A 21869-nucleotide genomic window follows, 5' to 3' on the forward strand; every position below is an offset into this window, starting at 1 on the left:
TTACAACCCTGAGGCGTAGCTATGCAACGCCGGATCAATATCCACCTGATAGCCGGTTGCCAGACGGTTGGTTTCATTGGCCATGCCGATGATCGCCAACAGCTCGTTGCGCTGACCGGCCGTCAGTCCGGCTTTACGTGCTGCCGCCAGATGTGACACGGTGCAGTAATCGCAGCCATTGGTGATGGACACCGCAACATAAATCAATTCTTTGGTCAGCGGGTCCAGCTCACCTTCCGGTGACATGATGGCCTTGAGGCTTGACCAGGTGCGTTCCAGCGCCGCCGGATCATTAGCCAGCGCCAGCCAGAAATTGTTGATGGTCTCAACCTGACGGGTGTGTTTAATATCGTCAAACACCGCTTTAACGCGGGGTTCTGCCTGGTCTTCATTGATGTACTTAACTAACGCCATTGCGCTTCTCCTGTAATCAGCCGCTTAGTGCACTGCGGCATACATGATTTTTTTCTCGTCGGCCTGGTCGGCCATAAACTCTTCAACAATCCGGCCCTGGCGCGACACCAGAATGCGGTCAGCCAGCGCCAGAATTTCCGGCAGATAGGAGGAAATCACCACCACCGCCAGGCCGTCATCCGCCAGTTGGTTAATCAACTGATGAATCTCGCGGATCGCGCCGACATCCACGCCGCGCGTGGGCTCATCGAAAATGATCAGCTGTGGTTGCTGCACCAGGCTTTTGCCAATCACCACCTTTTGTTGATTACCGCCAGACAGCGCCACCACCGGTTCCTGAGGATTAAGCGCGCGGATGTTAAGCCGTTTCCGCCACAGTTCCGCCAGCGCGCTCTGCGCCCGGCGGCTGACGAACGCGGAACGATGCTGCTCCGACGCCAGCAGTCCGGCATAGAGGTTCTCGGCGATCGTGGATGTTTCGAAAAAGCCCTCGGATTTACGATCTTCGGTCACATACACGATGCCATCTTTCATTGCCTGACGTGGCACTCGATAACGTACCGGTTGGCCGTTAAGTTCGATGGTTCCCCCACGGGAAAAGTCACGCTTATCAATACCGGCGATAATGCGTGCCGTCTCGGTGCGACCCGAGCCAACCAAACCAAAAATACCGGTAATTTGCCCGCGATAGAGGGAAAAGGCGTTATTGCGTACTACATTGCCGCGCGACAGATCCTGCACACTCAGGATCTTCTCACCGGCTGGACGCGGTACGCGTGGCGCTGTGGTTGCTACGCCAGCCGTCGGCCTGCCCACCATCTGGGCAATGATGGTTTCGCGGTTGAACTGCCTGACGTCACCGGTGATCACATGCTTACCATCGCGCAGAATGGTGATGCGATCGGCCAGTTGCAACGCTTCTTCAATGGCGTGGCTGATAAATACCAGCGTGATCCCCTGTTGTTGTAAGCGGCGCATCAGGGCGAAGAAATGTTGTTTCTCCTCTGGCGTTAAGGTGGCGGTCGGTTCATCAAAGATAATCACCCTGGCTTGCAGACGCACCGCACGGGCGATTTCCACCATCTGCCGCTTGGCTGCGCCCAGCGTGGCAACCTGGGCTGTCGGATCAACCGGAAAATTCAGTGCCTGGAGGAACTGCTGCGCCGCGATATAGACGCCACGCAGGCGATTGAACGTCTTCTCATCTCCCAGCCAGATATTTTGCGCCACCGTCATCGAAGGAATCAGACTGGTTTCCTGGAACACCATCGCGATCCCCTGTTGGCGTGCGTCGGCGGGGGAGGTAAATTTAATCAGGCGATCTTCCCAGCGCAGTTCTCCCTGCTCGGGCGTGACCACCCCGGCGATGATTTTGCTGAGGGTAGATTTGCCTGCGCCATTCTCCCCGAGTAGCGCATGAATTTCACCCGCGCGCAGGCTGAAACTCACATCATCCAGTGCCTGTGCGCCATGATAATGTTTGCTGATGTGATCTAAGCGCAGCAACTCATGCATGGTAGGGCTCCTGACGTAAATTCATCACAACGTTACCGCCACGTGACGCGACCCATAGCGCGTCTGCGGTCTCCAGCACGCTGTTCACACCGTGTCGTTGTCCATCAGCCCGGCTGTGATAGCTGGCAAGTGGTTGTCCCTGTTGATCGAGTCGCACCACCAATCCCCACGAACGACTGGGAGACCAGGGTTTGTGTACCCCCATGACTTTTATCCCTCCGCACTGCAAAGGTTCAAGAAAACTGGCCCCCGATGCGTAGGCCGGGGCGATCCAGTATTCAGGCGCAACCTCGGCCAACATCGCGTGGCGATAAGCTTTCTCCTGTAACACAAACTCCACCAGCCGATTACGTGGGGCAAAGCAACTCAGCCAAAAGCCATGACCCTCCCGACAGGCAACGATGCGGGAGGGATAGGCCGGTAAATGATCTAACACCACACGGATGCCCGCACGGGTGAGCGACAGTGCGATCACCCGATGCCGCCAGCTTTCCGTGACCAGCAGCGTATCGGGTTGCGGGCCTGCGCAGACACCCTGTGGATAGCCCAATCCAGCGGCCAGACAACGCGCCTGTTGGCTGGCAAGATCCCAGAGCCATACCGATCCTTCACGGTGTTTGAGCAGCAGGTCGCGTGACCATTCGCTGGCGGGTAAACGTCGTGAACCGCTGCACAGCACCAGTTGCTGCCGATCGATAAACAGCATGGCGGTAATACAACCTATTTCAGGCTGAGGTGGTGTTAATGGTTGCGGCGAATTCCCCTGCCACAGCCATAACGAATCATCCGCTAAGGCCAGCACTACGCCGCCGCCTGGACGGGACGCCATGCTGATGATCGGGTGTGCGAACGTCCAAAGCAGGGCAGCGGCCGCGTGCGGTTGCTGCGGCAATCGCAGCAACTGATTGCCACTGGAGAACAGCACCCGATCGCCATCAGCGGATAAGTTATCGGGCTGCGTCACCGCCAGCCAGGGGGCTGCATCGTCCAGCGCGGTGTTGGGTTGGAGCGGGCCGTCCAGCGGGGGAATGGTCAAGGCCTTACCCCGAAACAGGTCGAGCAGGGAAAAACGGCTCATGCGGATCGCCCCCAATATGCGTTAAAGCTGGTCCAGTTAGGGTCGGCATCGGGCAGTCGATAGCGGCCAATGCGGTTATTCAAAATGCCACCGATGTAGAGATAGCCTTTGTGCTCGCGCATTGAGGTCACCATCGGATGGCTCATGCCACCCAGATTGCCCAGCACATCATGAATCTGGCCTTGCTCATCAAATTTCACCACGCCACCGGTATTGATGTTGGGAAACAGCCATTCGTCCTGCACCAGCCGTCGGGTCATGCGTCGCCGCATCGATGGATGGCGCAATGCCAGGTCGAAGCTCGGAGTCCGCATCCCCAGCCATGCCATCCAGTAGCGGCCATCCGATGCCCGATTGATGTTGTCGGGATATCCCGGCATATCGCGGATGACACACTCCAGCAGGCCTTTCTTCGGACCGTCGAACCAGTAACGGTGGACACGACATGCCCAGGATTCCGCCAGAAACAGCGACTGCCCATCGTGAGCGATGCACACGCCGTTGGTGTAGCGCAGGCCGCTGAGCAGGGTCTCGGTTTTGCCGCTGGTGGGGTGGTAACACAGTAACCGTCCGGTTGGTCGGCTTTCGATGCTATCCAGTGCCCATTCATGCGCATCGTAGCGCGTAGTGGAGTCAGTAAAGAACACGCGTCCATCCGGCGCGATATCGCAATCGTTGGGATCGCGCAGGCGTGCATCATCCACCACCGATAACCACGAGCGGCGGGTTTGCGTCGAAAGTTGCGTGACCTGGCGATCGTGGCTGACGGAATATAATCCCATGGCGCCAACACAGATTTTTAATGACCGATCTTTATCCAGTGCCAGGCCGAGCGGAAAGCCGCCAATATGGGTGAAGACTTCGGATCGCTGATAATCAGGGGCGAAAAAGCGGATAATCTCGCCGTGGCGTGTGCCGCAATAGAGATGATCATCATTATCGAGGATGACATCTTCCGGCCCTTCCAACTCGCCCAGCCCGATAAATTCGGTGTCGGCCAGTTTATCGTTCAGCGACCAGGGGGATTGTGCAGCAGGTTCAGCGGAGGGGGTGATACCCATGCGGGTATAGATCGGCGCGACGTAGACATTCGCCAACACCTTGTGACGATTCTTGAGCCAGCGGATATCCAGAAACACGGCAGCGATCAACACCAGGCCGAGTACCAGTTGGGTGCTGCCGCTTGGCAGTCCCAGGCGAATCAGCGCATTGGTCAACAGCAACACAATGATCGCGCCGAGGACGCCTTTCATGATCGATCCACGCCCACCGCCAAGACTGTTGCCACCGACGACGCCGGCTGTGAGCGCCATGATCTCCAGCCCTAATCCGGTGCCAGGACCGACCCCGGCCATGCGTGCGGCGAGTAAGAAGCCCGCCAGGCCGCAGCACAACCCCGAGAGTACATAGGTGATAAATACCGTGCGCCGCACGGCAATGCCGGTATTCCATGCTGAACGACGTGAGCCGCCCACAGCCTGGATGTGCCAGCCGAGACGCATACGGCTTAACAACAGATGCAAAGCCAGCGCCACCACGACTGCCAGCACAAAACTGACCGGCAGCGGCCCGATACTCTCTTCACCAATAAAGTCCCACTGCGGGTTATCCACTGCCGATTGCTGAATTTGTGAGGCGTATTTCACCACCAGAATATCGAACAGCGTGCGCAACAGGATAAAACTGACCAGCGTGGTCAGAAACGCCCGGAGTCGTAAATAGCCGATTAATACGCCATTGAAGGCACCCGCCAGCGCACCGGTTACCAGGGATAACAGCAGGGTTTGCCACAACGGCAGCGCCAGTAAACTATTGGCAGAGACGGCGGTAAAGGCGCTGAGGGCGAAGATGGCACCGACGCTGAGGTCAATCCCACCCCCCAGCATCACAATACTCATCCCCATCACCACCAGGGCAAATTCACCCCACTGGCGTGACAGATCGCTCAGGCTGGAGAGGGCGAGAAAACCGGGTAGGAAATGGTTGAGTGCAGGCAACAGCAGCAACAGAAACAGCAACGGAATGGCGTTGTCGATCCAGCGCTTGGTCAGTAACTCACCGATTAAATAACCAGGAATGAGGTTGTAGCGGAGCTGTGCCGCCCGTTCGCGCATAGACATATTGAGTGACCAAATAAACAAAGTGGTCAGCCGTACCCGGCTGACCGGAAGTGATTAGGCTGCCGCGTTGGCTTTCAGTGACCAGCAGGTGCCGGACTTCAGGTCGTTACGCGTGGTGATGGATTCCGGCGTATACAGCCAGGTTTTGCTGGTGCCTGCCGCGACACCACTTTGCAGCAGGAATTTCACCAGGGTGCTGACATCACGCGACTGATTCGGTACATCGGTTGAAACCAGTGCATCGATGACGCCGTTGTTGAGGCGATCGCAATCGGCCTGCTCACCACCGCCGGTGGTGGCGAGGAAGATCTTGCCGGTCTTGCCAGCGTCACGGATCGCCGCTCCAGTGCCCTGCGCGGTGGTTGACCAGAAATCCACAATGCCGCAGACATCAGGGTGTTGCTGAATCAATGTATTGGTGACGTTACGCGCGGTAGTTTCATCCCAGTTGGAGTAGGGCGCGGCGACCACTTCAAAACCCGGATGTTTTTTCAGTTCCGCCTGCAAGCCATCCCACTGATCAAGGCTGGAGGCATTCACCTGGTCGCCCTGGATCACGCCAATTTTTTTCGTTGAATTAGCCCCACAACCTTTAACCACCGCCTGGGCTTCTAACTGACCCACGGTGGTCCAGTCACTGCCAACAAAGGCATCAGATGAAAAGTTACTCGGGTTATCCACCTGAATAACGTAGATGCCCGCCTGTTGCGCCCGTTTATACAAGCGTGAATAGGACTGTAAATCGGGCGATTGTACGATCACCGCCGCCACTTTGCGGTTGATGGCATCGGTCAGCGCATTCGCGCCATCGTCCGGTTTCCAGTTGGGGTCGCGTGTTTCAAAATTGATGCCAGCCGCTTTCAGCGATTTGCCGATGTAGTAGGCCCAACCCTGTGACAAGTCCATGCCCATTGCCATCGGGATCAACACCACCGTTTTATCTTTGAAATGCTCTGCCACGCTGGTGGGGCCGGGATCGTCGCGACCGAAGGCGCTGCTGCCCCACATGCTGAGTGCCAAACCCAGCGCCACCACTTTTTGCCATTTATTCATATTCGTTACCCTGTGAGTGAAGAAGTGATCATTCAAATGTCGCCCTGTTGGTCGGTTTGCTCATCACGCGGGTTAATCACCCCGTCAATGATCAGGGCAATTAAAAGAAAACTGGCTTTGATCAGATTTTGATATAAGTCAGAAATATCAAGAATGGTGAGGCCATTGATTAACAGGCCAATCAGCAATGTGCCAAAGATAATATTACGCATGCCACCTTTGCCGCCGGATAATCCTATTCCACCGACCACCACCACCAATATCACGTCATACAGTAAGGTTGAGTTGATGATGCGGGTATTAATTGAATGCAGGCTGGTCACGATCACTAAACCCGCAACAAAGGCGACCAGGGCGGAAATAATATATTGCAGGGTAATCAGAGGACGAACCGGAATGCCACTGTTGCGTGCCGCCTGTAAATTATCACCCATGAGATAAAGATAACGACCATATTTTAAAAAACGCAGCAGCAATGCCATCAGCGCCGCCAGGGCGAAGAACAGAATGATCTCCAGCGGCACCGGACCGACGGATGCTTCACCCCATGCCGCAATGCCAGACTGAGATTTGGCAAGATAGATCACATCCTGACTGATTAACAATGAACGCCCGACGCCATAGACCAGAATGCCGGTCGCCAGCGTGGCAAACAACGCGGGGATTTCGGCATAGGCAATCAGGATACCGTTGACCGCACCAACGCCGACCACCGCCAGCAGCGTTAATGGCAAAGCCACTTCAAGCGATATTTGTTGATTCAGCATATTTAACAGCCAGGCGGTGGACATGGCCATGACTGAAATTAAGGAGAGATCGATACCGCGGCCAATGACAATCATGCCCATCGCGACGGCGAGAATGCCGAGCAGCGTGACGCTACGCACCAAATTAACCAGATTATCTGTGGAGAGAAAATGGGGTAAGAAAAGCGTAAAGACAATAAAAATTGCCACCGATAAAAGCAGTACGATGATTCCCTGCCGATCTCGCCGATAAATTCCGCTGACGTTCATTTTTACTCTTAATAGTCGGTCGCTAGATACCAGGATAATTCCTGTTGCAATCCTAAAAGAGGAGATTAAGAAAGTGAAAGCAGAAAAGTTGCGGCTAATAGAACAAAAACTGCAATGCAGAAGTAACGGATCAGTAAATAGGCAATCTGTAGCGGCGCGCTTTATCTCGCGAATTAACATCGCGTTGGCGTACAGCGCGATAAATCGCGCCGCTACGGTACTCTCAGTCGATAGCTAAATGGGTAATTGCCAACACTGCACGCGCTGCTTCTGCACCTTTTTTAACAAAGTGCTTTTCATAAAACTGAATAAACTCGTCAGCGGGTTGGAAATTATGGGGTGTCAGGGAGACGGAGAATACCGGGACATTGGTGCTTAATTGCACGTTCATCAAACCATCCACTACCGCCTGAGCAACAAAATCATGGCGGTAGATGCCGCCATCGACCACCAGCGCGGCACACACAATGGCGTCATATTTGCCGGTCTTCGCCAGACGTTGTGCCAGTAACGGCATTTCAAACGCGCCCGGTACGTCCAGCGCCTTTACTTCAGCATCGGCCTGTTGCAGCGATAACTCCTGCTGAAAACCTTCCAGCGCCTTACCGACAATCTCTTTATGCCAGCTGGCTTTAATAAAGGCGATATTCAATTTCTTCATAGTGACTCCAGTTTCCCACTGCAATTTCAGTATTTATTGTTTTGACAGGCTAAGAATAGTGCGAATATTTTGCGCCGTGGTCGCGATAATGTCGATGGCACCGGTACGCAACGCACCGAGAATCGCCATGGCTTTGGTATTTTCCGAGGCCACGGCGATGACACAGGGAATTTTACGCAGCTCATCGATACTGAGACCGATCACCCGATCGTTCATCACCGTATCCACTTGTTGTCCCTGGGCGTTAAAAAAAGCATACCCGGCAATGTCGCCCGTCACGCCCTGATTAACGCTGGCATCAATGATCTCATGGGGAGTAAACCAGCCCAGCTTCACCATATAACTGTTTTCGTTCATATCACCGATGCCCACCAACGCAATATCGGCTTTACGTGCACGGTCCAGTGTCTCTTTGATGGTGCCGTTCTGCATGAACGCATCTTTGAGCGCACGGTTTTCGACATAAGCCGGGGCATAGAGTGTTTCGCTGGTGCCACCAAACTTTTTCGCCAGACGGCGGCTGATATGGTCTGCATTGATGGCATCGCCTGGACGGTGTGTCCCACCAATTCCACAGATAAACTGACATTGACGCATCGGCACCTGGCCGGGATGATCGGCAACTGCCGCTACATTGCTGCCCTGGCCGACGGCGACCACGGTGTTCTCTTTCAGTGACTGCGTCAGGTGTGAGGAAACCAGCGCCGCGACCTGACGGCGTTGTTCGTCCGCATCCTGCAAATCCAGCGCAATCAGTGCGCGTTGCAGTTGCGGAAAGCGCTCCAGTAGCTGTTGTTCCAGACGGGTGCTGAATACTGGATGGTAGCGCACGTTGATTTCAACGATGCCTTCTTCACGTGCCCGTTTCAGCAGACGACCCACTTTGATGCGGGAGATACCAAACTTTTGCGCGATCTCTTCTTGGGTGATTTCGTCCTGATAATAGGCAACCGCAATTTCCGTCAGCAGCTCGGCATCCTGAGAGAGCGTGTTTTTATTCATGGGTTAACCTGCCTGACAGCGTGATATCTGAGTGGATCAATATGCGATAGGGGGGAGTTATATCACTGATACGACTCGCTTTGCCAGACGGCGGCGCAGCGAGTCGCTATAGGCATCACGTTTAGCGGCGAATCGCGTCAATTTTCAGCATGCGGGCAATCACGATATCCAGCTCTTTCTGATCGAAGATCTGTTTCCAGTCAGGTTTCACGATTTTCTCACGACCATACTCCATCGCGATCATGCAGGCATCAGAGAACGGGTTGGTGGCACGGAACGCCACGGCCAGCGCAATCTGAATATGACCATACAGCATCGCTTTGGCGGCCTCTTCAGGCACGCCGCTGTGCTTCACGGTTTCATCCAGTGCTTCTTTCATAAAGGCACCGACCATACAGGCCACAGTTTCCACCAGCGTTGGCTCCAGGTAGGCCAGTTGCGTGACGGTTACCCAATGTACCTGCTCAACCGGGCCGTACATCACGCTGATCACTTTGCTCAGTTCAGCTTTTTGCGCGTCGCTGCCGGTTTCATAAGACGCGGCGACATGCTGGACGGCGGCTACGCCACCAAAGGCATCGGCGTGTTCTTCCTTGGTGTAACGTGCCAGGAACACGGAAGGGTGGCAGGGGTGGGCCACGGCGTATTCAATACCGTCGCGTTGCGCAATCAGGTTGGCATAGGCTGCTGCGGGATCGAGGGTCAGCAAGACCGCGCCTTTTTTCATCTGCGGCACAACGCCTTCAGAGACTTTGCCCAGCACAATATCCGGCACTGCCAGAATCACCACGTCACTCAGGGGCACCACCGATGCAGCATCTGACAACTCACGGCCCTGGGCAGTGACCTGCTCCTGTGCTTTGGCTGAGTTTTCACAGTAAAACACCTGATAATCGCTTTTCTGGAAGTTGGCAGAAATGCGCATGCCCATTTTGCCGCCCGCGCCAATGACGGTAATGGTTTTCAGTGTATTGCTCATGATTAAGACTCCTGATCTTGTTTACTACGTAAGAATTCCACGGTGCGGCGCGTCCATTCGGCTTCGCGCTCACAAGTAAGGGCTGCATCGTCCTGCCACGGCAGCCAGTGTTCGACGATCTGATTAATGTCCCGCTCCGCCGGGCGCACGCTGGCAATCATCCGGTCGTAATCGAGCAGCCCGTCACCCATCGGGCAACCGGCAAAGGTAAAACCGACCCAGCCGTCGCGGCGGGTGAAGGCGAAATCTTTGATATGCAGGTTGCCGACGCGTGCAGCGGTATTGGCTATCACCTGTTCCGGCAGCTCCAGCCCGGCGACGCAGTTCGCGGGATCAAGACAGACACACAGCCACGGCGAGAGGAATTTGTTGATCACCGACATCATGGCGGCGCTGTTGACCTGTTCATAAGTTTCGAGGCACAGGCGTACCTGCTGACGGGCAAAATCCGGCAGCACGGCGGCGATAAGCGCACTGGCTTCTTCCAGCGACGGGCGATGGTCGGCGGTGTAGAACATCGAACGCACCACGCGAGCATCAAGGATCGCGGCCATATGCAAGTAGCGCTGCAGATGGGCGGTGCCGAGGCCACGGGTGCCCAGCTCCAGCGTGATACCCAGCGCATCAGCCTGCTGGCGCAGCGCCTGCAATTGTTCATCTGACCAGCTTTCAATCGCCGGATAATCGCAGATCTGGAAAACCGACACATCCATCGCTGCCGTTTGCTCAAGCATCTGGCTGAGCGTCAGTGGCTGAGGGACTTTCGCTGACATGCGCCAGAAAAACGCATAGGTACTGAGTCCGATACGGCTCATTAACGGATCTCCTGTAAAAGCACACTGGCTTCATCAACAATCTGCGCCAGCGCCTGCGGGTCATGGGCGAAACGTCCAAGAAACAGCCCGTTTACGCTGTCTCCCAGACGTTGAATCAGCCCCGGCCCGGCGCTGCCGCCGTAAATCACCTGTAAGGTAATGCCTTGTGGTGTGGGTAACTGGCGCAGACCGTCACAGACCGCCCGAATGTAGTTGTCCGGTGCGGGCTGCGGCGCGCCAATTGCCCATTGGGGTTCGTAAGCAAACAACAGGTTGCCGCGCAGACCCTGTTGTTCCGCGTCTGCTAACGCTTCTGCCAGTTGTTGTGCGCAGAGCGCAATGGCTTGCTCAGGCTGGCCTTCCTGCTCTTCGCCGATGCACAACACCGGGGTTAAATCGTGGCGCAGCGCCATCGCCACTTTGGCGGCGATTTGGGTTTTATCTTCATGGAAATGACGACGGCGTTCGGCATGCCCAATTTCAGCCAGTGAACAGCCCAGTTCCTGCAACATGCTGGCGCTGACTTCACCGGTCCAGGCACCGTTTGCTGCCTGGCAGACATCCTGCGCGCCAAAGCGTACCGGCGTATTGGCAAAGATCTCTGCCACTGCCGGGATCGCCGGGAAGGCGGGCAGCACAAACAACCCGATATCACCTTGCTGAATGGCCGGATGGCGCTGTGCCAAATCGGCGACATCCCGACACCATGCCAGCGTCTGCTGATAGCCAAAGTACATTTTCAGGCTGACGCCGAGCCACACTTGCGGTTGTGCCATTGGTCAGGCTCCCTGCTCGCTGGTGGTTTGTTGTTTCAGCAAATCACCCACGGTATTGACCACCATTGCCAGTGAAATGGCACCGGCATCTGGTGTACCGAGGCTTTTTTCCGCCAGTGGGCGAGCACGTCCCATCTTTGGTAACAACTGAGCGGTGGCCTGCGCGGCCTGATCGGCTACCTCGGCGGCGGCCAGCCAGGCATCGGTCAACGACACCCCTTGCGCGACTGCCGCATTGAGGCTGTCGCTGAACGGCACCAGCACATCCACCATGGTTTTGTCGCCCACGCGGGCTTTGCCGAAATGCATGATGCCCTCTTTGGCATGCCGCACGCCGCTGGCGACGCGCTGGGCATCAGGCGCATGCCGATCGCCAATCGCGGTGCCGAGTGCCGTGAGGGCAACGCCCCATAACGCACCGGATGTACCACCAGCTTTATCTGCCCAGGCATCCGCAGCGCGGCACAACAGGCTGCCTGCTCCGGCACCACGTGCGGCGACGTCACGGGCTTTAGCCACCGCGCCGAGCGAACCACGTTCCATGCCAATGCCGTGGTCACCATCGCCTGCGACCGCGTCGATATCTCCCAGCAACTGTGCATTACGTTGCAGCATGGCGGTTACCGCCTCCAGCAGCTGTAACATCCGCTGCGCACTTTCTTGCGATTCGGCGGTAGCGGGTGGCAGCGGTTCTTCTGCGCTTGCCAGACATTCCACCGCGCTGAGCGGTTCGGCGGCGATAACGCTGCCTTTGCGGTAGGCGGGGGTATTGGCCGGAGCGCGCCAGAAGGTTTCCAGCTCATCATCCAGCCACATCAGCGTCAGGGAGGCACCGGCCATATTGAAGCTGGTGACAAACTCGCCGACATCCGGTTCCACCACCTGCAATTGTGCCTCGGCCAGTAGTTGCGCGACCCGGCGATAAACCACAAACAGTTCTTCGTATTTCACCGAGCCGAGACCGTTTAAAATGACCGCGACCCGCTGTCCGGCGGGGTGAGCGATACCCGGTGGCAGTTCGCCCAGCAGGCGATCGACGAAGATCTCCGCCAGCACATCGGCGCGCGGGACGTCGTCTTCTTTAATGCCGGGTTCGCCGTGGATGCCCATCCCCAGCGCCATCCGTCCTTTTTCCACTTCGAACAATGGATGTTGCGCGCCCGGCAGGCTACAGCCGGAAAATGCCACGCCAAATGAACGGGTACGTTCGTTGGCATGTTGCGCCAGCCGCAACACCGCCGCGAGGTCATATCCTGCTTCTGCCGCCGCACAGGCGGCTTTGAACACCGTCAGATCACCGGCCACGCCGCGACGTTTTTCACGTTCGTTGACGCTGGCGCTGGAGATATCATCCGTCACCGCCAGCACTTCACAGGCAATACCTTCGGCGCGCAGTCGCTCACAGGCTTGGCCGAAATGCAGTACATCACCGGCATAGTTACCGAACATCAGCAGCACGCCTGCACCGTTATGGGCTGCGCGCGCCACATTGTAGATTTGCTGGGCCGAGGGGGAGGCGAACAGGTTCCCCATCGCCGCGCCGTGTGCCAGACCTTGTCCAACCAACCCGGCGAACGCCGGGTAGTGACCGGAACCGCCTCCCACCACCACCGCAACGGTGTCAGCCTGGCTGCGGGTGCTGCGTACCACTCCGCCCGGCACCTGACGCACTTTATCAGCGTTGGCCGCGACAAATCCTTCAATCAGTTCAGCGGCAAAGGCCGAAGGTTGGTTAAACAGGTACGTCATTATTGTTGCTCCTGTGCGAGAGAAGTTGGCTGATGCAGAGGTTGCGGACGGCGGCGGTTAAGCAGCAACATCAGGACGGCTGACAGCAACATGAATCCCCCTACCACAAACATCGGCAGGGCATAACTTTGGGTAGCGTCGTGCAGCGCGCCGGTGATGTAGCCCGCGGAGAAACCGGCCACGTTGCCGAGAGTGTTGATCAGCGCGATGGCCGCCGCCGCCGAGGCTCCGGTCAGGAACTGCGTCGGTAAGGTCCAGAAATTGGGTAAGGCAGCAAAAATCGAGCTGGCGGTGATGGCGATCACCAGGATAGTGGTCAGTGGCGAATCCATGTAGAGCGCCAGCGGTACGCTGATGCCGCCCGCAATGGCCGGAATCGCAATGTGCCAGGTTTTGCAGCCACGACGGGTGGCATCTTTTGACCAGAAGAACATCACCACGGCGGCAATCAGATAAGGAACGCCGGTGATCAGCCCTTTCTGCATCACGTTAAAGGTGGTGCCAAACTGTTGTTGGAAGCCGGCGATGATGGTGGGCAGGAAGAACGCCAGCGCGTACAACCCATAGATAAAGCCGAAGTAGATCAGACACAGCATCCAGACGCGGCCATTGCCCATCACCGAACGCACGCTGTGGTGGGTCTTGTGCTGTTTCTGCTGATGCTCGGCTTCCAGCTCACGAGTCAGCCAATCCTTCTCCTCATTGCTGAGCCATTTGGCCTGACGCGGAGAATCCACTAACCAGAACAGCGCTGCAATACCAATCAGGATCGCCGGAATCGACACGCCCATAAACATCACGCGCCAGCCCTCCAGGCCGAACAAACCATGTTGCTCAATCAAGCCTGCGGCCAGCGGTGCGCCAAATACCACGGTCAGCGGCTGGGCGAGGTAGAACAGCGACAGGATCTTGCTGCGATGGCGTGCCGGAACCCACATGCTCAGATAGAGAATCGCGCCGGGGAAGAAGCCTGCTTCGGCAATGCCCAGCAGCAGACGCAGGGTGTATAAGCCTTCCACGCTGCTGACCCAGGTGAACAGCAGCGACACAATCCCCCAACTGATCATGATGCGCGCCAGCCAGCGACGTGCACCGAAGCGATGCAGCGCCAGATTGCTCGGCACTTCCAGCAGGATGTAACCGATAAAGAACACGCCAGAAGCCAGGCCAAACTGCAATGCGGTGAGACCCAGATCCTGCGTCATACCATTCGGACCGGCAAAGGAGATGGCGGTGCGATCGAGGAAGTTGATAAAGAACATCAGCGCGACGAACGGCACGAGGCGCCAGGATATTTTGCGGATAGCGGATTGCTCCACTGCCGGCAGATTCTGCTGACTCATAACGCACCTCCGTGACGTGCGTGGTTGAACGTGATTAGCGGTGTTGGCCAGACGCAAACGGCGTGATGGCGGCAGATGAACAGCGATGTACAGGGCTGATTACACATATTCGAGTCCTTCAAGGGTCTTCTTGTGCTTTGGTAGTTGCAACGAACAAATGAACATTACACGGATAAATGAGCAGCTCTCAAGCGCCATTTCCGAAAATTGTGAGACGGCTCATATGTTATGAAACTGATCAATAACGCGGACTCAGGGGCATAATGATGCCTGATTCCGCGTGGTGTGCGCTTTGCGCAGCAGCAGGAGAAGGATTTCTATGCGATAAAACAAAAGAACTCATATTGAACATATGAACGTTGTTGTGGCAGGCTGTATGCGAAGACGAGTTGATCGCCTGTGAAGCGCGCAGGCATGAGCGCATAACCTGCTGGAGAAATACCCATGAAAACCATTGCCATTGGTGCCGATGACGCGGCTATCGAACTGAAAAACCTGATTAAACGTTACCTGGAAGAGAAACAATACGATGTCCAGGACTACAGCAATGACGCGCAGAACGATCGTCCAATGTACCCGGATGTGGCGTTTGCGCTGGCTACCGCCATCCAGCAGGGTGAACACGATCGCGGCATTCTGCTGTGCGGCACCGGCATTGGGGTGGCGATTGTGGCTAACAAAGTGGCAGGCGTGCGTGCGGCCCAGTGCCATGACACCTTCTCTGCCGAGCGTGCACGTAAAAGTAACAACGCGCAGATCATGACCATGGGGTCCCGCGTGATTGGACCGGAACTGGCAAAAAATATCGTCAATGCTTGGCTGGCATCGGAGTTTGAAGGGGGAGGTTCGACCGCGAAAGTGGAGAAGATTGGTTATTACGAACAGGTGTGTCAGGCGAAGTAATTCGCCGACATCGTTACCTCTGGAGAACCCTATGTCATCACGCCGTGAACGCGCCAATGCTATCCGTGCCCTGAGTATGGATGCAGTACAGAAAGCCAAATCGGGACACCCTGGTGCACCGATGGGCATGGCCGATATTGCCGAAGTGCTGTGGTACGATTATCTCAACCATAACCCGACCAACCCGCAATGGGCGGCACGCGACCGCTTTGTGCTGTCTAACGGCCACGGCTCGATGCTGATTTACAGCCTGCTGCACCTCACCGGTTACGATCTGCCGATGAGCGAGCTGCAGAACTTCCGTCAGCTGCATGCCAAAACGCCAGGTCACCCGGAATACGGCTACACCGCTGGCGTCGAAACCACTACCGGCCCGCTGGGTCAGGGGATTGCGAATGCCGTGGGCTTCGCGATCGCTGAGCGCACCCTGGCTGCGCAGTTCAACCGTCCGGGCCACGACATCGTGGACCACAACACTTACGTGTTTATGGGCGACGGCTGCATGATGGAAGGTATCTCACACGAGGTGTGCTCCATCGCTGGTACGCTGAAGCTGGGCAAACTGGTTGCCTTCTATGACGATAACGGCATCTCCATCGACGGTCACGTGGATGGCTGGTTCACCGACGACACCGCAAAACGCTTTGAAGCCTACGGCTGGCACGTGGTGCGCGGCGTGGACGGTCACGACGCCGACGCCATCAAAAAAGCGGTGGAAGAAGCCAAAGCCGTTACTGACAAGCCATCCCTGCTGATGTGCAAAACCATCATCGGTTTCGGTTCTCCGAACAAAGCCGGTACCCACGACTCCCACGGCGCACCGCTGGGCGACGCCGAAGTGGCGCTGACCCGCAAACAGCTGGGCTGGGACTACGCACCGTTCGAGATCCCGGCAGACATCTATGCGCAGTGGGATGCCAAAGAAGCAGGCAAAGCGAAAGAAGCGGCATGGGACGAGAAATTCGCCGCCTACGCTGCTGCGCACCCGGAACTGGCTGCCGAATTCAAACGTCGTATGAACAACGAACTGCCGGCCAACTGGGCAGAAGAGTCACAGAAATTTGTTGAGCAGTTGCAGGCCAATCCGGCGAAAATCGCCAGCCGTAAAGCCTCACAGAATGCCATCGAAGCCTTCGGCAAAATCCTGCCGGAATACCTCGGCGGTTCTGCGGACCTGGCACCGAGCAACCTGACCATGTGGTCCGGCTCGAAGCCGATCAACGAAGATGCAGCCGGTAACTACATCCACTACGGCGTGCGTGAATTCGGTATGACCGCGATTGCCAACGGTATCGCCCTGCACGGCGGTTTCCTGCCGTACACCGCTACCTTCCTGATGTTTGTGGAATACGCGCGTAACGCGGCACGTATGGCGGCGCTGATGAAGATCCGTCAAATCATGGTCTACACCCATGACTCCATCGGTCTGGGCGAAGACGGCCCGACGCACCAGCCGGTTGAGCAGATGGCCAGCCTGCGCACCACCCCGAACATGAGCCTGTGGCGTCCGTGTGACCAGGTGGAATCCGCCGTGGCGTGGAAATACGCCATCGAGCGCAAAGATGGCCCGAGCGCGCTGATCTTCTCCCGTCAGAACCTGGCGCAGCAGGATCGTAGCGCCGAGCAGCTGGCTAACGTGGCACGCGGTGGTTATGTGCTGAAGGATTGTGCCGGTCAGCCGGAACTGATCCTGATTGCCACCGGTTCAGAAGTGGAACTGGCGGTCGGTGCTTACGACCAACTGACCACCGAAGGCCGCAAGGTACGCGTGGTTTCCATGCCGTCGACCGATGCGTTCGACAAACAGGATGCGGCTTACCGCGAATCCGTACTGCCGAAAGCGGTTGCTGCACGTGTGGCAATCGAAGCGGGTATCGCGGACTACTGGTTCAAATACACCGGCCTGAACGGTGCAATCGTCGGCATGACCAGCTTCGGTGAGTCTGCTCCGGCCGAGAAGCTGTTCGAAGAGTTTGGTTTCACCGTGGCCAATGTGGTCGCGACTGCGAAATCCATTCTGTAATGCCCCTCGGGCGGCCATCAGGCCGCCCGATTATGCCCGTAGCGGCGCGATTTATCGCGCGGGTTTTATTCGTTGCTGTGTAGACATAAATTCCACAATCATGGCTATTGTTAAACGGTAGAGTAGTTTTAATCTTTTAAACGTGATTGTGAGCCGTTCGATGCGTAAGACCGACCATCTTGGAGGCGTTACTGCCTTTGTTATTACCGCGCAACTGGGCAGTTTTACTGCGGCGGCTGAACGTCTGTCATTGACCAAATCAGCGGTCGGTAAAAGCGTCGGGCGCCTGGAAGACCGACTAGGATTGAAGCTCTTTCAGCGTTCGACGCGACATCTGAGCCTGACACCGGAAGGTGAGCGCTTTTTGGCGAGCTGTCAGAGCGCGATTGAAATTCTTGAGCAGGCGGAAGCCGAGCTGACCTCACAGATTGCACAACCCGCAGGAAGGCTCAGGGTGGATGTTCCGGCGGCATTTGGCCGACAACGTATTCTACCTATCCTGCTGGACATCACCCGCCACTACCCGGAGCTCTCCCTGACCGTCACTTTTAGTGAGCGCTTTGTCGACCTGATCGAAGAGGGCATCGATTTAGTGATTCGCATCGGCGAACTGGCCGACAGTAGCGGCCTGATTGCCAGACGGTTGACCACGCAGAAACTGGTGGTGTGTGCCTCGCCTGGCTATCTGCGCGAACAGGGTGAACCGGCGAGTCCGAGCGAGTTGAGTCAGCATCATTGCGTGTTGGGTTTTCGTCGCAATCAGCCGCTATCCTGGCTGCTGAAAGGCGATGATGGACAAATCTCACGTTTTACACCGCCCGCAACGCATGAGTTCGCTGATGGTGATGCCATGCTGGCCGCGACGCTTGCCGGATGCGGATTGTCACAGCTACCGCTGTGGCTGGTTGGCAAGTACCTGCAAAGCGGTGAGCTGAAAGAGGTGCTAAAAGGGCATTCGGGAGGCGAGGTGCCGATCAGCGCGTTATGGCCCAAAAGCCGTCAGCTTTTGCCTAAAATACGTCACGCTGTCGACACCCTGGTTAAGGCCGCAGAGCAGGGGCTACTGGACTGATATCAGGTCATTCCTCAACCAACACCCCCTGACGCTGCGTGTCCAGATGGTGTTTAATCACAATGCTGATAAACGCCAGCAGGGCAAAAATAATGCTGCTCAGCACCACCGAATGTGCGCCAAGGTGCGCGATAAACCAGCCACCGCTGAGTGATCCGATGGTAATACCCAGGTTGGAGAAAGACATATACAGGCTGTTGGCGAATTCAGGTGCTTCACTGGCTTCGCGCATCAGCCAGGTCTGGCTAATCACCAGCCCGGACGAATGGAAAGCGCCCCAGAAAATGGTCAGCAGACACATGGCGAGCACGGAAAAACCAAACGACCAGACCAGCAGGAATACCAGCGCGTAGAACAACGGATAGAGATGGGTGGTTTTAACCAGATTTGTCTGCAAGAAACTGCTGAAGACAAAATTGCCGAAAAATCCACATACGCCAAACAGGATCAGCATGGCGCTGATGTCGTTATTGTCGAGTTGTGTAACTTTTGACAAATAATCAGCGACATAGCTGAAACTGGAGAACATGGCGGCGAAAATAAAGGTCACTGTCGAGATGGTCAGCCACAGCTTGCCTTTACGCAGTACCGAAAGCTGGCTGGAGAACGAAGCCTTGTGAGTGGCGGGCATGGAAGGCATCAGGAAAAGCACGCCAATAAAGGCCACAATGCATGCCGCCGCACCAAAATAGAATGCCGCCGCGAGAGAAAAGTGCTCGGCAATCATCGAACTCAGCGGCACCCCCAGCACCAGGCCGATGGCTACTCCGGCGAAAACCTTCGCGGCGGCGCTGGCGCGCTTTTCGGCTGGAACTGAATTGGCCGCGACCACCAATGCCACGGCAAAAAACACCGCATGGGCCAGCGCGGGCAGGATGCGGAACACGAGGATAAGATTAAAGGCCGTGCTGGTGGCGTAAATCAGATTGGCAACGATGAATACCAGCAAGATACTCAGCAACACAGTTTTTTTGTTGCAACCCGACAGCAGCAACGTAATAAACGGGCCGGTAATCGCCACTATAATTGCGTAAACACTCACCAGAAAACCGACCTGGGTTGGTGTCACCTGAAGTTGGGATACCAGTTTTGGCAGCAGGCCAATAATAGCAATTTCAGTGGTAATCACCCCGAAAACGGCCACCGACAGCGCCAGTAATAACAGAGAATAGTTTTTTTGCACAGAACCACCCTTGGGAATCAATCGCATAAATTTAGAAATAAAGAAAATGGTGAAAACCGGTATTGAACCAGCAGGGATATTTTCTGGTATTTTTAACCGGGTGATAATAGGTGTTTCGGCTACTCTTTGTAGACGTAGATTCTATAAATCATGGTGATGTTTTATGCACGAGATGAAGGGTATTTTTCTGGCGTAAGAAACAACAATTTAGTATTGCTTGACGATGTTTTTCAGGAGTGAATGTTTTAAATCATCACGCCTGTACCGATTATCACGGATATAAAGTTACGTGTTTCGGTAATATGCCAGAAAGAAAAAATGGTCACCATTAATGCCAGGGAGAAGGGTATGTCAGGCAGAAAATCGAAGGGTGAGGGAAGTGTTACACCCACTCCACATGATCTTGCATTCAAGCAGTTTCTCACCCATCCCGATACGGCCAGGGATTTTATGCAGTTACATATCCCGGCAGAGCTACAGGCCGTATGTGACTTCAATACCCTTAAACTGGAGTCGGGAAGTTTTGTTGAAGAGAGCCTACGCCCGTACTTTAGCGACGTACTCTACAGTGGTGATTTCCCTCTGGTTGATGAGACCGTGATTCCAGATGAAGAAATAATGGGCCATCGCAGTATGGCAGCACTGACTCTGTTACAGAAACACATTCACCGACGGGACATGGCAGACCTGTTGGATAGCTCGCCACCCTGCTTTTGACAGAACACATCACAGGACAGCAGCTTGTTTCGCTGATAAACTACCTCGTTCAGGCAGGCGAAACTTCAGACGCAGAAGCCTTTGTCCGCGACCTGGCACAGCGGATGCCGCAACATGAGGATGAACTGATGACTATCGCACAGCAGCTTGAACAGAAAGGTATTGAGAAAGGCATTGAGAAAGGCATTGAACAGGGGATCAAACTGGGTGAACAGCGTGGGATTGAGAAAGGGCGTAACCAGGGAAAACTGGAAGTAGCCCGCACCATGCTGCAAAATGGTATCGATCGCACTACTGTCATGAAAATGACCGGCCTTACGGAAGATGAGCTGGCACAGATTCGCCACTGATCAATACTCTTTATTTTCTCCCGACAGCCTCGTCTGCTCAGATTAACGCCAGAGGCCGCCCCCCATTAACTGCATAATATTTGGGGCGGGCTCCCGAGCGGAAAGATTAAAGATACTGCGCCAGCAAACCTTCAAGACTATTTTGGTCAACCGCAAACAAGCGAATCCCTTCGGCGAGTTTTTCTACCGCCATCGCATCCTGATTGTGTGCCCAGTAAAATTCAGCTTCGCGAATAGCATCTGGTTTTGACTGGCACTTACCGTCAAAAGCAAGTGGGGCGGGAACGGGTGCCTCACTCTGCTGAAGTTGTGCCAGCAGTTGCGGTGAAACGGTCAGGCGATCGCAGCCGTTCAATGCCAGAACCTGTTCTGGCGTGCGGAAGCTGGCCCCCATCACTACTGTCTGATAACCGTGCATTTTGTAGAACTGATAGATTTTCCGCACGGACTCCACGCCCGGATCGTTGTCGATGGTAAACTGGGTATCCGGTTGATGCTTTTTGTACCAGTCATAAATACGACCCACAAAAGGCGAAATCAGGAATACACCGGCATCGGCACAGGCTCTGGCTTGGGCGAAGGAGAACAGCAGCGTCAGATTGCACTTGATACCCTCCTGCTCCAGTACTTTGGCGGCGCGAATGCCCTGCCAGGTGGCCGCCAGTTTGATCAGTACTCGCTCTTTCGGGATCCCTCTCTCTGCATACAGCGCAATCAATTCCCGTGCTTTGTGAATGCTGGCATCAGTCGAGAAAGAGAGCCGGGCATCGACCTCAGTTGAAATGCGTCCCGGGATGCTTTTCAGGATTAATGCACCAATGCTGACGGCCAGATAATCGGCGATGTCGGAGGGAAGCACGGCGTTGCCGGGTTGACGTGATTTAACCGCACTTACCGCGTCCTGGATCAACTGTTGATATTGGGGCAGTTGGGCGGCTTTATAAATTAATGACGGATTGGTGGTGGCATCCTCGGGTTGATACGCCATGATGCTATCAATATCGCCACTGTCAGCGACAATAATGGTGTGCTGCTTTAATGCCTCAAGCTGGTTCATAATCGTAACCCTGATAATGATGGTGGAACATAACAGGGAGCAG

General features: G+C 55.5%; 18 protein-coding genes and 1 pseudogene. 4 read left to right on the plus strand and 15 right to left on the minus strand.

The window, feature by feature from the left end:
* From PAT9B_RS28045 to PAT9B_RS28105, 13 genes are all read right to left on the minus strand, one after another.
* Complete coding sequence (locus tag PAT9B_RS28045; RefSeq protein WP_013512665.1) at window positions 1-414, minus strand: carboxymuconolactone decarboxylase family protein; 414 nt, start codon at window positions 412-414, stop codon at window positions 1-3.
* 24 nt (window positions 415-438) lie between these two features.
* Window positions 439-1929: a sugar ABC transporter ATP-binding protein gene (locus tag PAT9B_RS28050; protein WP_013512666.1), complete on the minus strand. Its 1491-nt coding sequence runs from the start codon at window positions 1927-1929 to the stop codon at window positions 439-441.
* A complete protein-coding gene (locus tag PAT9B_RS28055; RefSeq protein ID WP_013512667.1) occupies window positions 1922-3007 on the minus strand; it encodes a hypothetical protein in 1086 nt (361 codons plus the stop codon). Before PAT9B_RS28055 ends, PAT9B_RS28050 begins: the two co-directional genes overlap by 8 nt.
* The gene (locus PAT9B_RS28060; RefSeq protein ID WP_041526297.1) at window positions 3004-5127 is read right to left on the minus strand and encodes an SMP-30/gluconolactonase/LRE family protein; all 2124 of its coding nucleotides are present in this window, start codon (window positions 5125-5127) and stop codon (window positions 3004-3006) included. Before PAT9B_RS28060 ends, PAT9B_RS28055 begins: the two co-directional genes overlap by 4 nt.
* A 54-nt stretch (window positions 5128-5181) precedes the next feature.
* Window positions 5182-6180: a sugar ABC transporter substrate-binding protein gene (locus PAT9B_RS28065; RefSeq protein WP_013512669.1), complete on the minus strand. Its 999-nt coding sequence runs from the start codon at window positions 6178-6180 to the stop codon at window positions 5182-5184.
* Between the two features lie 32 nt (window positions 6181-6212).
* On the minus strand, window positions 6213-7196 hold the full coding sequence (locus PAT9B_RS28070) for an ABC transporter permease (protein WP_013512670.1): 984 nt from the start codon (window positions 7194-7196) through the stop codon (window positions 6213-6215).
* Between the two features lie 223 nt (window positions 7197-7419).
* Window positions 7420-7857 (minus strand): 6,7-dimethyl-8-ribityllumazine synthase, encoded by a 438-nt coding sequence (locus PAT9B_RS28075; RefSeq protein WP_013512671.1) that lies wholly within the window; start codon window positions 7855-7857, stop codon window positions 7420-7422.
* A gap of 33 nt (window positions 7858-7890) precedes the next feature.
* Entirely contained in the window at window positions 7891-8859 is a 969-nt protein-coding gene (locus tag PAT9B_RS28080; RefSeq protein WP_013512672.1) for a sugar-binding transcriptional regulator, read from the minus strand.
* Between the two features lie 121 nt (window positions 8860-8980).
* Entirely contained in the window at window positions 8981-9838 is an 858-nt protein-coding gene (locus PAT9B_RS28085; RefSeq protein WP_013512673.1) for a phosphogluconate dehydrogenase C-terminal domain-containing protein, read from the minus strand.
* Between the two features lie 2 nt (window positions 9839-9840).
* A complete protein-coding gene (locus PAT9B_RS28090) occupies window positions 9841-10653 on the minus strand; it encodes a sugar phosphate isomerase/epimerase (protein ID WP_013512674.1) in 813 nt (270 codons plus the stop codon).
* Window positions 10653-11429: a triose-phosphate isomerase family protein gene (locus PAT9B_RS28095; RefSeq protein ID WP_013512675.1), complete on the minus strand. Its 777-nt coding sequence runs from the start codon at window positions 11427-11429 to the stop codon at window positions 10653-10655. Before PAT9B_RS28095 ends, PAT9B_RS28090 begins: the two co-directional genes overlap by 1 nt.
* A 3-nt stretch (window positions 11430-11432) precedes the next feature.
* Entirely contained in the window at window positions 11433-13178 is a 1746-nt protein-coding gene (locus tag PAT9B_RS28100; RefSeq protein WP_013512676.1) for a dihydroxyacetone kinase family protein, read from the minus strand.
* Window positions 13178-14521, minus strand: coding sequence for an MFS transporter (locus PAT9B_RS28105; protein WP_013512677.1), 1344 nt, complete (start codon window positions 14519-14521; stop codon window positions 13178-13180). Before PAT9B_RS28105 ends, PAT9B_RS28100 begins: the two co-directional genes overlap by 1 nt.
* Window positions 14522-14965: 444 nt before the next feature.
* Between PAT9B_RS28105 and rpiB the strand changes: the two genes are divergently transcribed.
* From rpiB to PAT9B_RS28120, 3 genes are all read left to right on the plus strand, one after another.
* Complete coding sequence (gene rpiB, locus PAT9B_RS28110; RefSeq protein ID WP_013512678.1) at window positions 14966-15424, plus strand: ribose 5-phosphate isomerase B; 459 nt, start codon at window positions 14966-14968, stop codon at window positions 15422-15424.
* 31 nt (window positions 15425-15455) lie between these two features.
* A complete protein-coding gene (gene tkt, locus PAT9B_RS28115) occupies window positions 15456-17447 on the plus strand; it encodes a transketolase (RefSeq protein WP_013512679.1) in 1992 nt (663 codons plus the stop codon).
* A gap of 160 nt (window positions 17448-17607) precedes the next feature.
* A complete protein-coding gene (locus PAT9B_RS28120; RefSeq protein ID WP_013512680.1) occupies window positions 17608-18519 on the plus strand; it encodes a LysR family transcriptional regulator in 912 nt (303 codons plus the stop codon).
* A 7-nt stretch (window positions 18520-18526) separates the two neighbouring features.
* On the opposite strand, the gene PAT9B_RS28125 is transcribed toward PAT9B_RS28120, so the two are convergent.
* On the minus strand, window positions 18527-19702 hold the full coding sequence (locus tag PAT9B_RS28125) for an MFS transporter (protein WP_041526298.1): 1176 nt from the start codon (window positions 19700-19702) through the stop codon (window positions 18527-18529).
* Between the two features lie 348 nt (window positions 19703-20050).
* On the opposite strand from PAT9B_RS28125, the pseudogene PAT9B_RS28130 reads away from it, so the two are divergent.
* Window positions 20051-20769, plus strand: a pseudogene (locus tag PAT9B_RS28130) (Rpn family recombination-promoting nuclease/putative transposase).
* Between the two features lie 106 nt (window positions 20770-20875).
* On the opposite strand, the gene tal reads toward PAT9B_RS28130, so the two are convergent.
* Window positions 20876-21826: a transaldolase gene (tal, locus tag PAT9B_RS28135; RefSeq protein ID WP_013512682.1), complete on the minus strand. Its 951-nt coding sequence runs from the start codon at window positions 21824-21826 to the stop codon at window positions 20876-20878.
* Window positions 21827-21869 lie beyond the last annotated feature (43 nt).

Origin of the sequence: Pantoea sp. At-9b, assembly GCF_000175935.2 — a bacterium.
In the GTDB taxonomy this organism is placed as follows: domain Bacteria; phylum Pseudomonadota; class Gammaproteobacteria; order Enterobacterales; family Enterobacteriaceae; genus Pantoea.

What these genes read in the sequence shown, in the direction of transcription:
- PAT9B_RS28050 (WP_013512666.1), bottom strand. Translation starts at nt 1,929, where the DNA reads ATGCATGAGTTGCTGCGCTTAGATCACATCAGCAAACATTATCATGGC.
- PAT9B_RS28085 (WP_013512673.1), bottom strand. Translation starts at nt 9,838, where the DNA reads ATGAGCAATACACTGAAAACCATTACCGTCATTGGCGCGGGCGGCAAA.
- PAT9B_RS28065 (WP_013512669.1), bottom strand. Translation starts at nt 6,180, where the DNA reads ATGAATAAATGGCAAAAAGTGGTGGCGCTGGGTTTGGCACTCAGCATG.
- PAT9B_RS28120 (WP_013512680.1), top strand. Translation starts at nt 17,608, where the DNA reads ATGCGTAAGACCGACCATCTTGGAGGCGTTACTGCCTTTGTTATTACC.
- PAT9B_RS28075 (WP_013512671.1), bottom strand. Translation starts at nt 7,857, where the DNA reads ATGAAGAAATTGAATATCGCCTTTATTAAAGCCAGCTGGCATAAAGAG.
- PAT9B_RS28070 (WP_013512670.1), bottom strand. Translation starts at nt 7,196, where the DNA reads ATGAACGTCAGCGGAATTTATCGGCGAGATCGGCAGGGAATCATCGTA.
- PAT9B_RS28090 (WP_013512674.1), bottom strand. Translation starts at nt 10,653, where the DNA reads ATGAGCCGTATCGGACTCAGTACCTATGCGTTTTTCTGGCGCATGTCA.
- PAT9B_RS28045 (WP_013512665.1), bottom strand. Translation starts at nt 414, where the DNA reads ATGGCGTTAGTTAAGTACATCAATGAAGACCAGGCAGAACCCCGCGTT.
- PAT9B_RS28080 (WP_013512672.1), bottom strand. Translation starts at nt 8,859, where the DNA reads ATGAATAAAAACACGCTCTCTCAGGATGCCGAGCTGCTGACGGAAATT.
- tkt (WP_013512679.1), top strand. Translation starts at nt 15,456, where the DNA reads ATGTCATCACGCCGTGAACGCGCCAATGCTATCCGTGCCCTGAGTATG.
- PAT9B_RS28055 (WP_013512667.1), bottom strand. Translation starts at nt 3,007, where the DNA reads ATGAGCCGTTTTTCCCTGCTCGACCTGTTTCGGGGTAAGGCCTTGACC.
- PAT9B_RS28105 (WP_013512677.1), bottom strand. Translation starts at nt 14,521, where the DNA reads ATGAGTCAGCAGAATCTGCCGGCAGTGGAGCAATCCGCTATCCGCAAA.
- rpiB (WP_013512678.1), top strand. Translation starts at nt 14,966, where the DNA reads ATGAAAACCATTGCCATTGGTGCCGATGACGCGGCTATCGAACTGAAA.
- tal (WP_013512682.1), bottom strand. Translation starts at nt 21,826, where the DNA reads ATGAACCAGCTTGAGGCATTAAAGCAGCACACCATTATTGTCGCTGAC.
- PAT9B_RS28060 (WP_041526297.1), bottom strand. Translation starts at nt 5,127, where the DNA reads ATGTCTATGCGCGAACGGGCGGCACAGCTCCGCTACAACCTCATTCCT.
- PAT9B_RS28100 (WP_013512676.1), bottom strand. Translation starts at nt 13,178, where the DNA reads ATGACGTACCTGTTTAACCAACCTTCGGCCTTTGCCGCTGAACTGATT.
- PAT9B_RS28095 (WP_013512675.1), bottom strand. Translation starts at nt 11,429, where the DNA reads ATGGCACAACCGCAAGTGTGGCTCGGCGTCAGCCTGAAAATGTACTTT.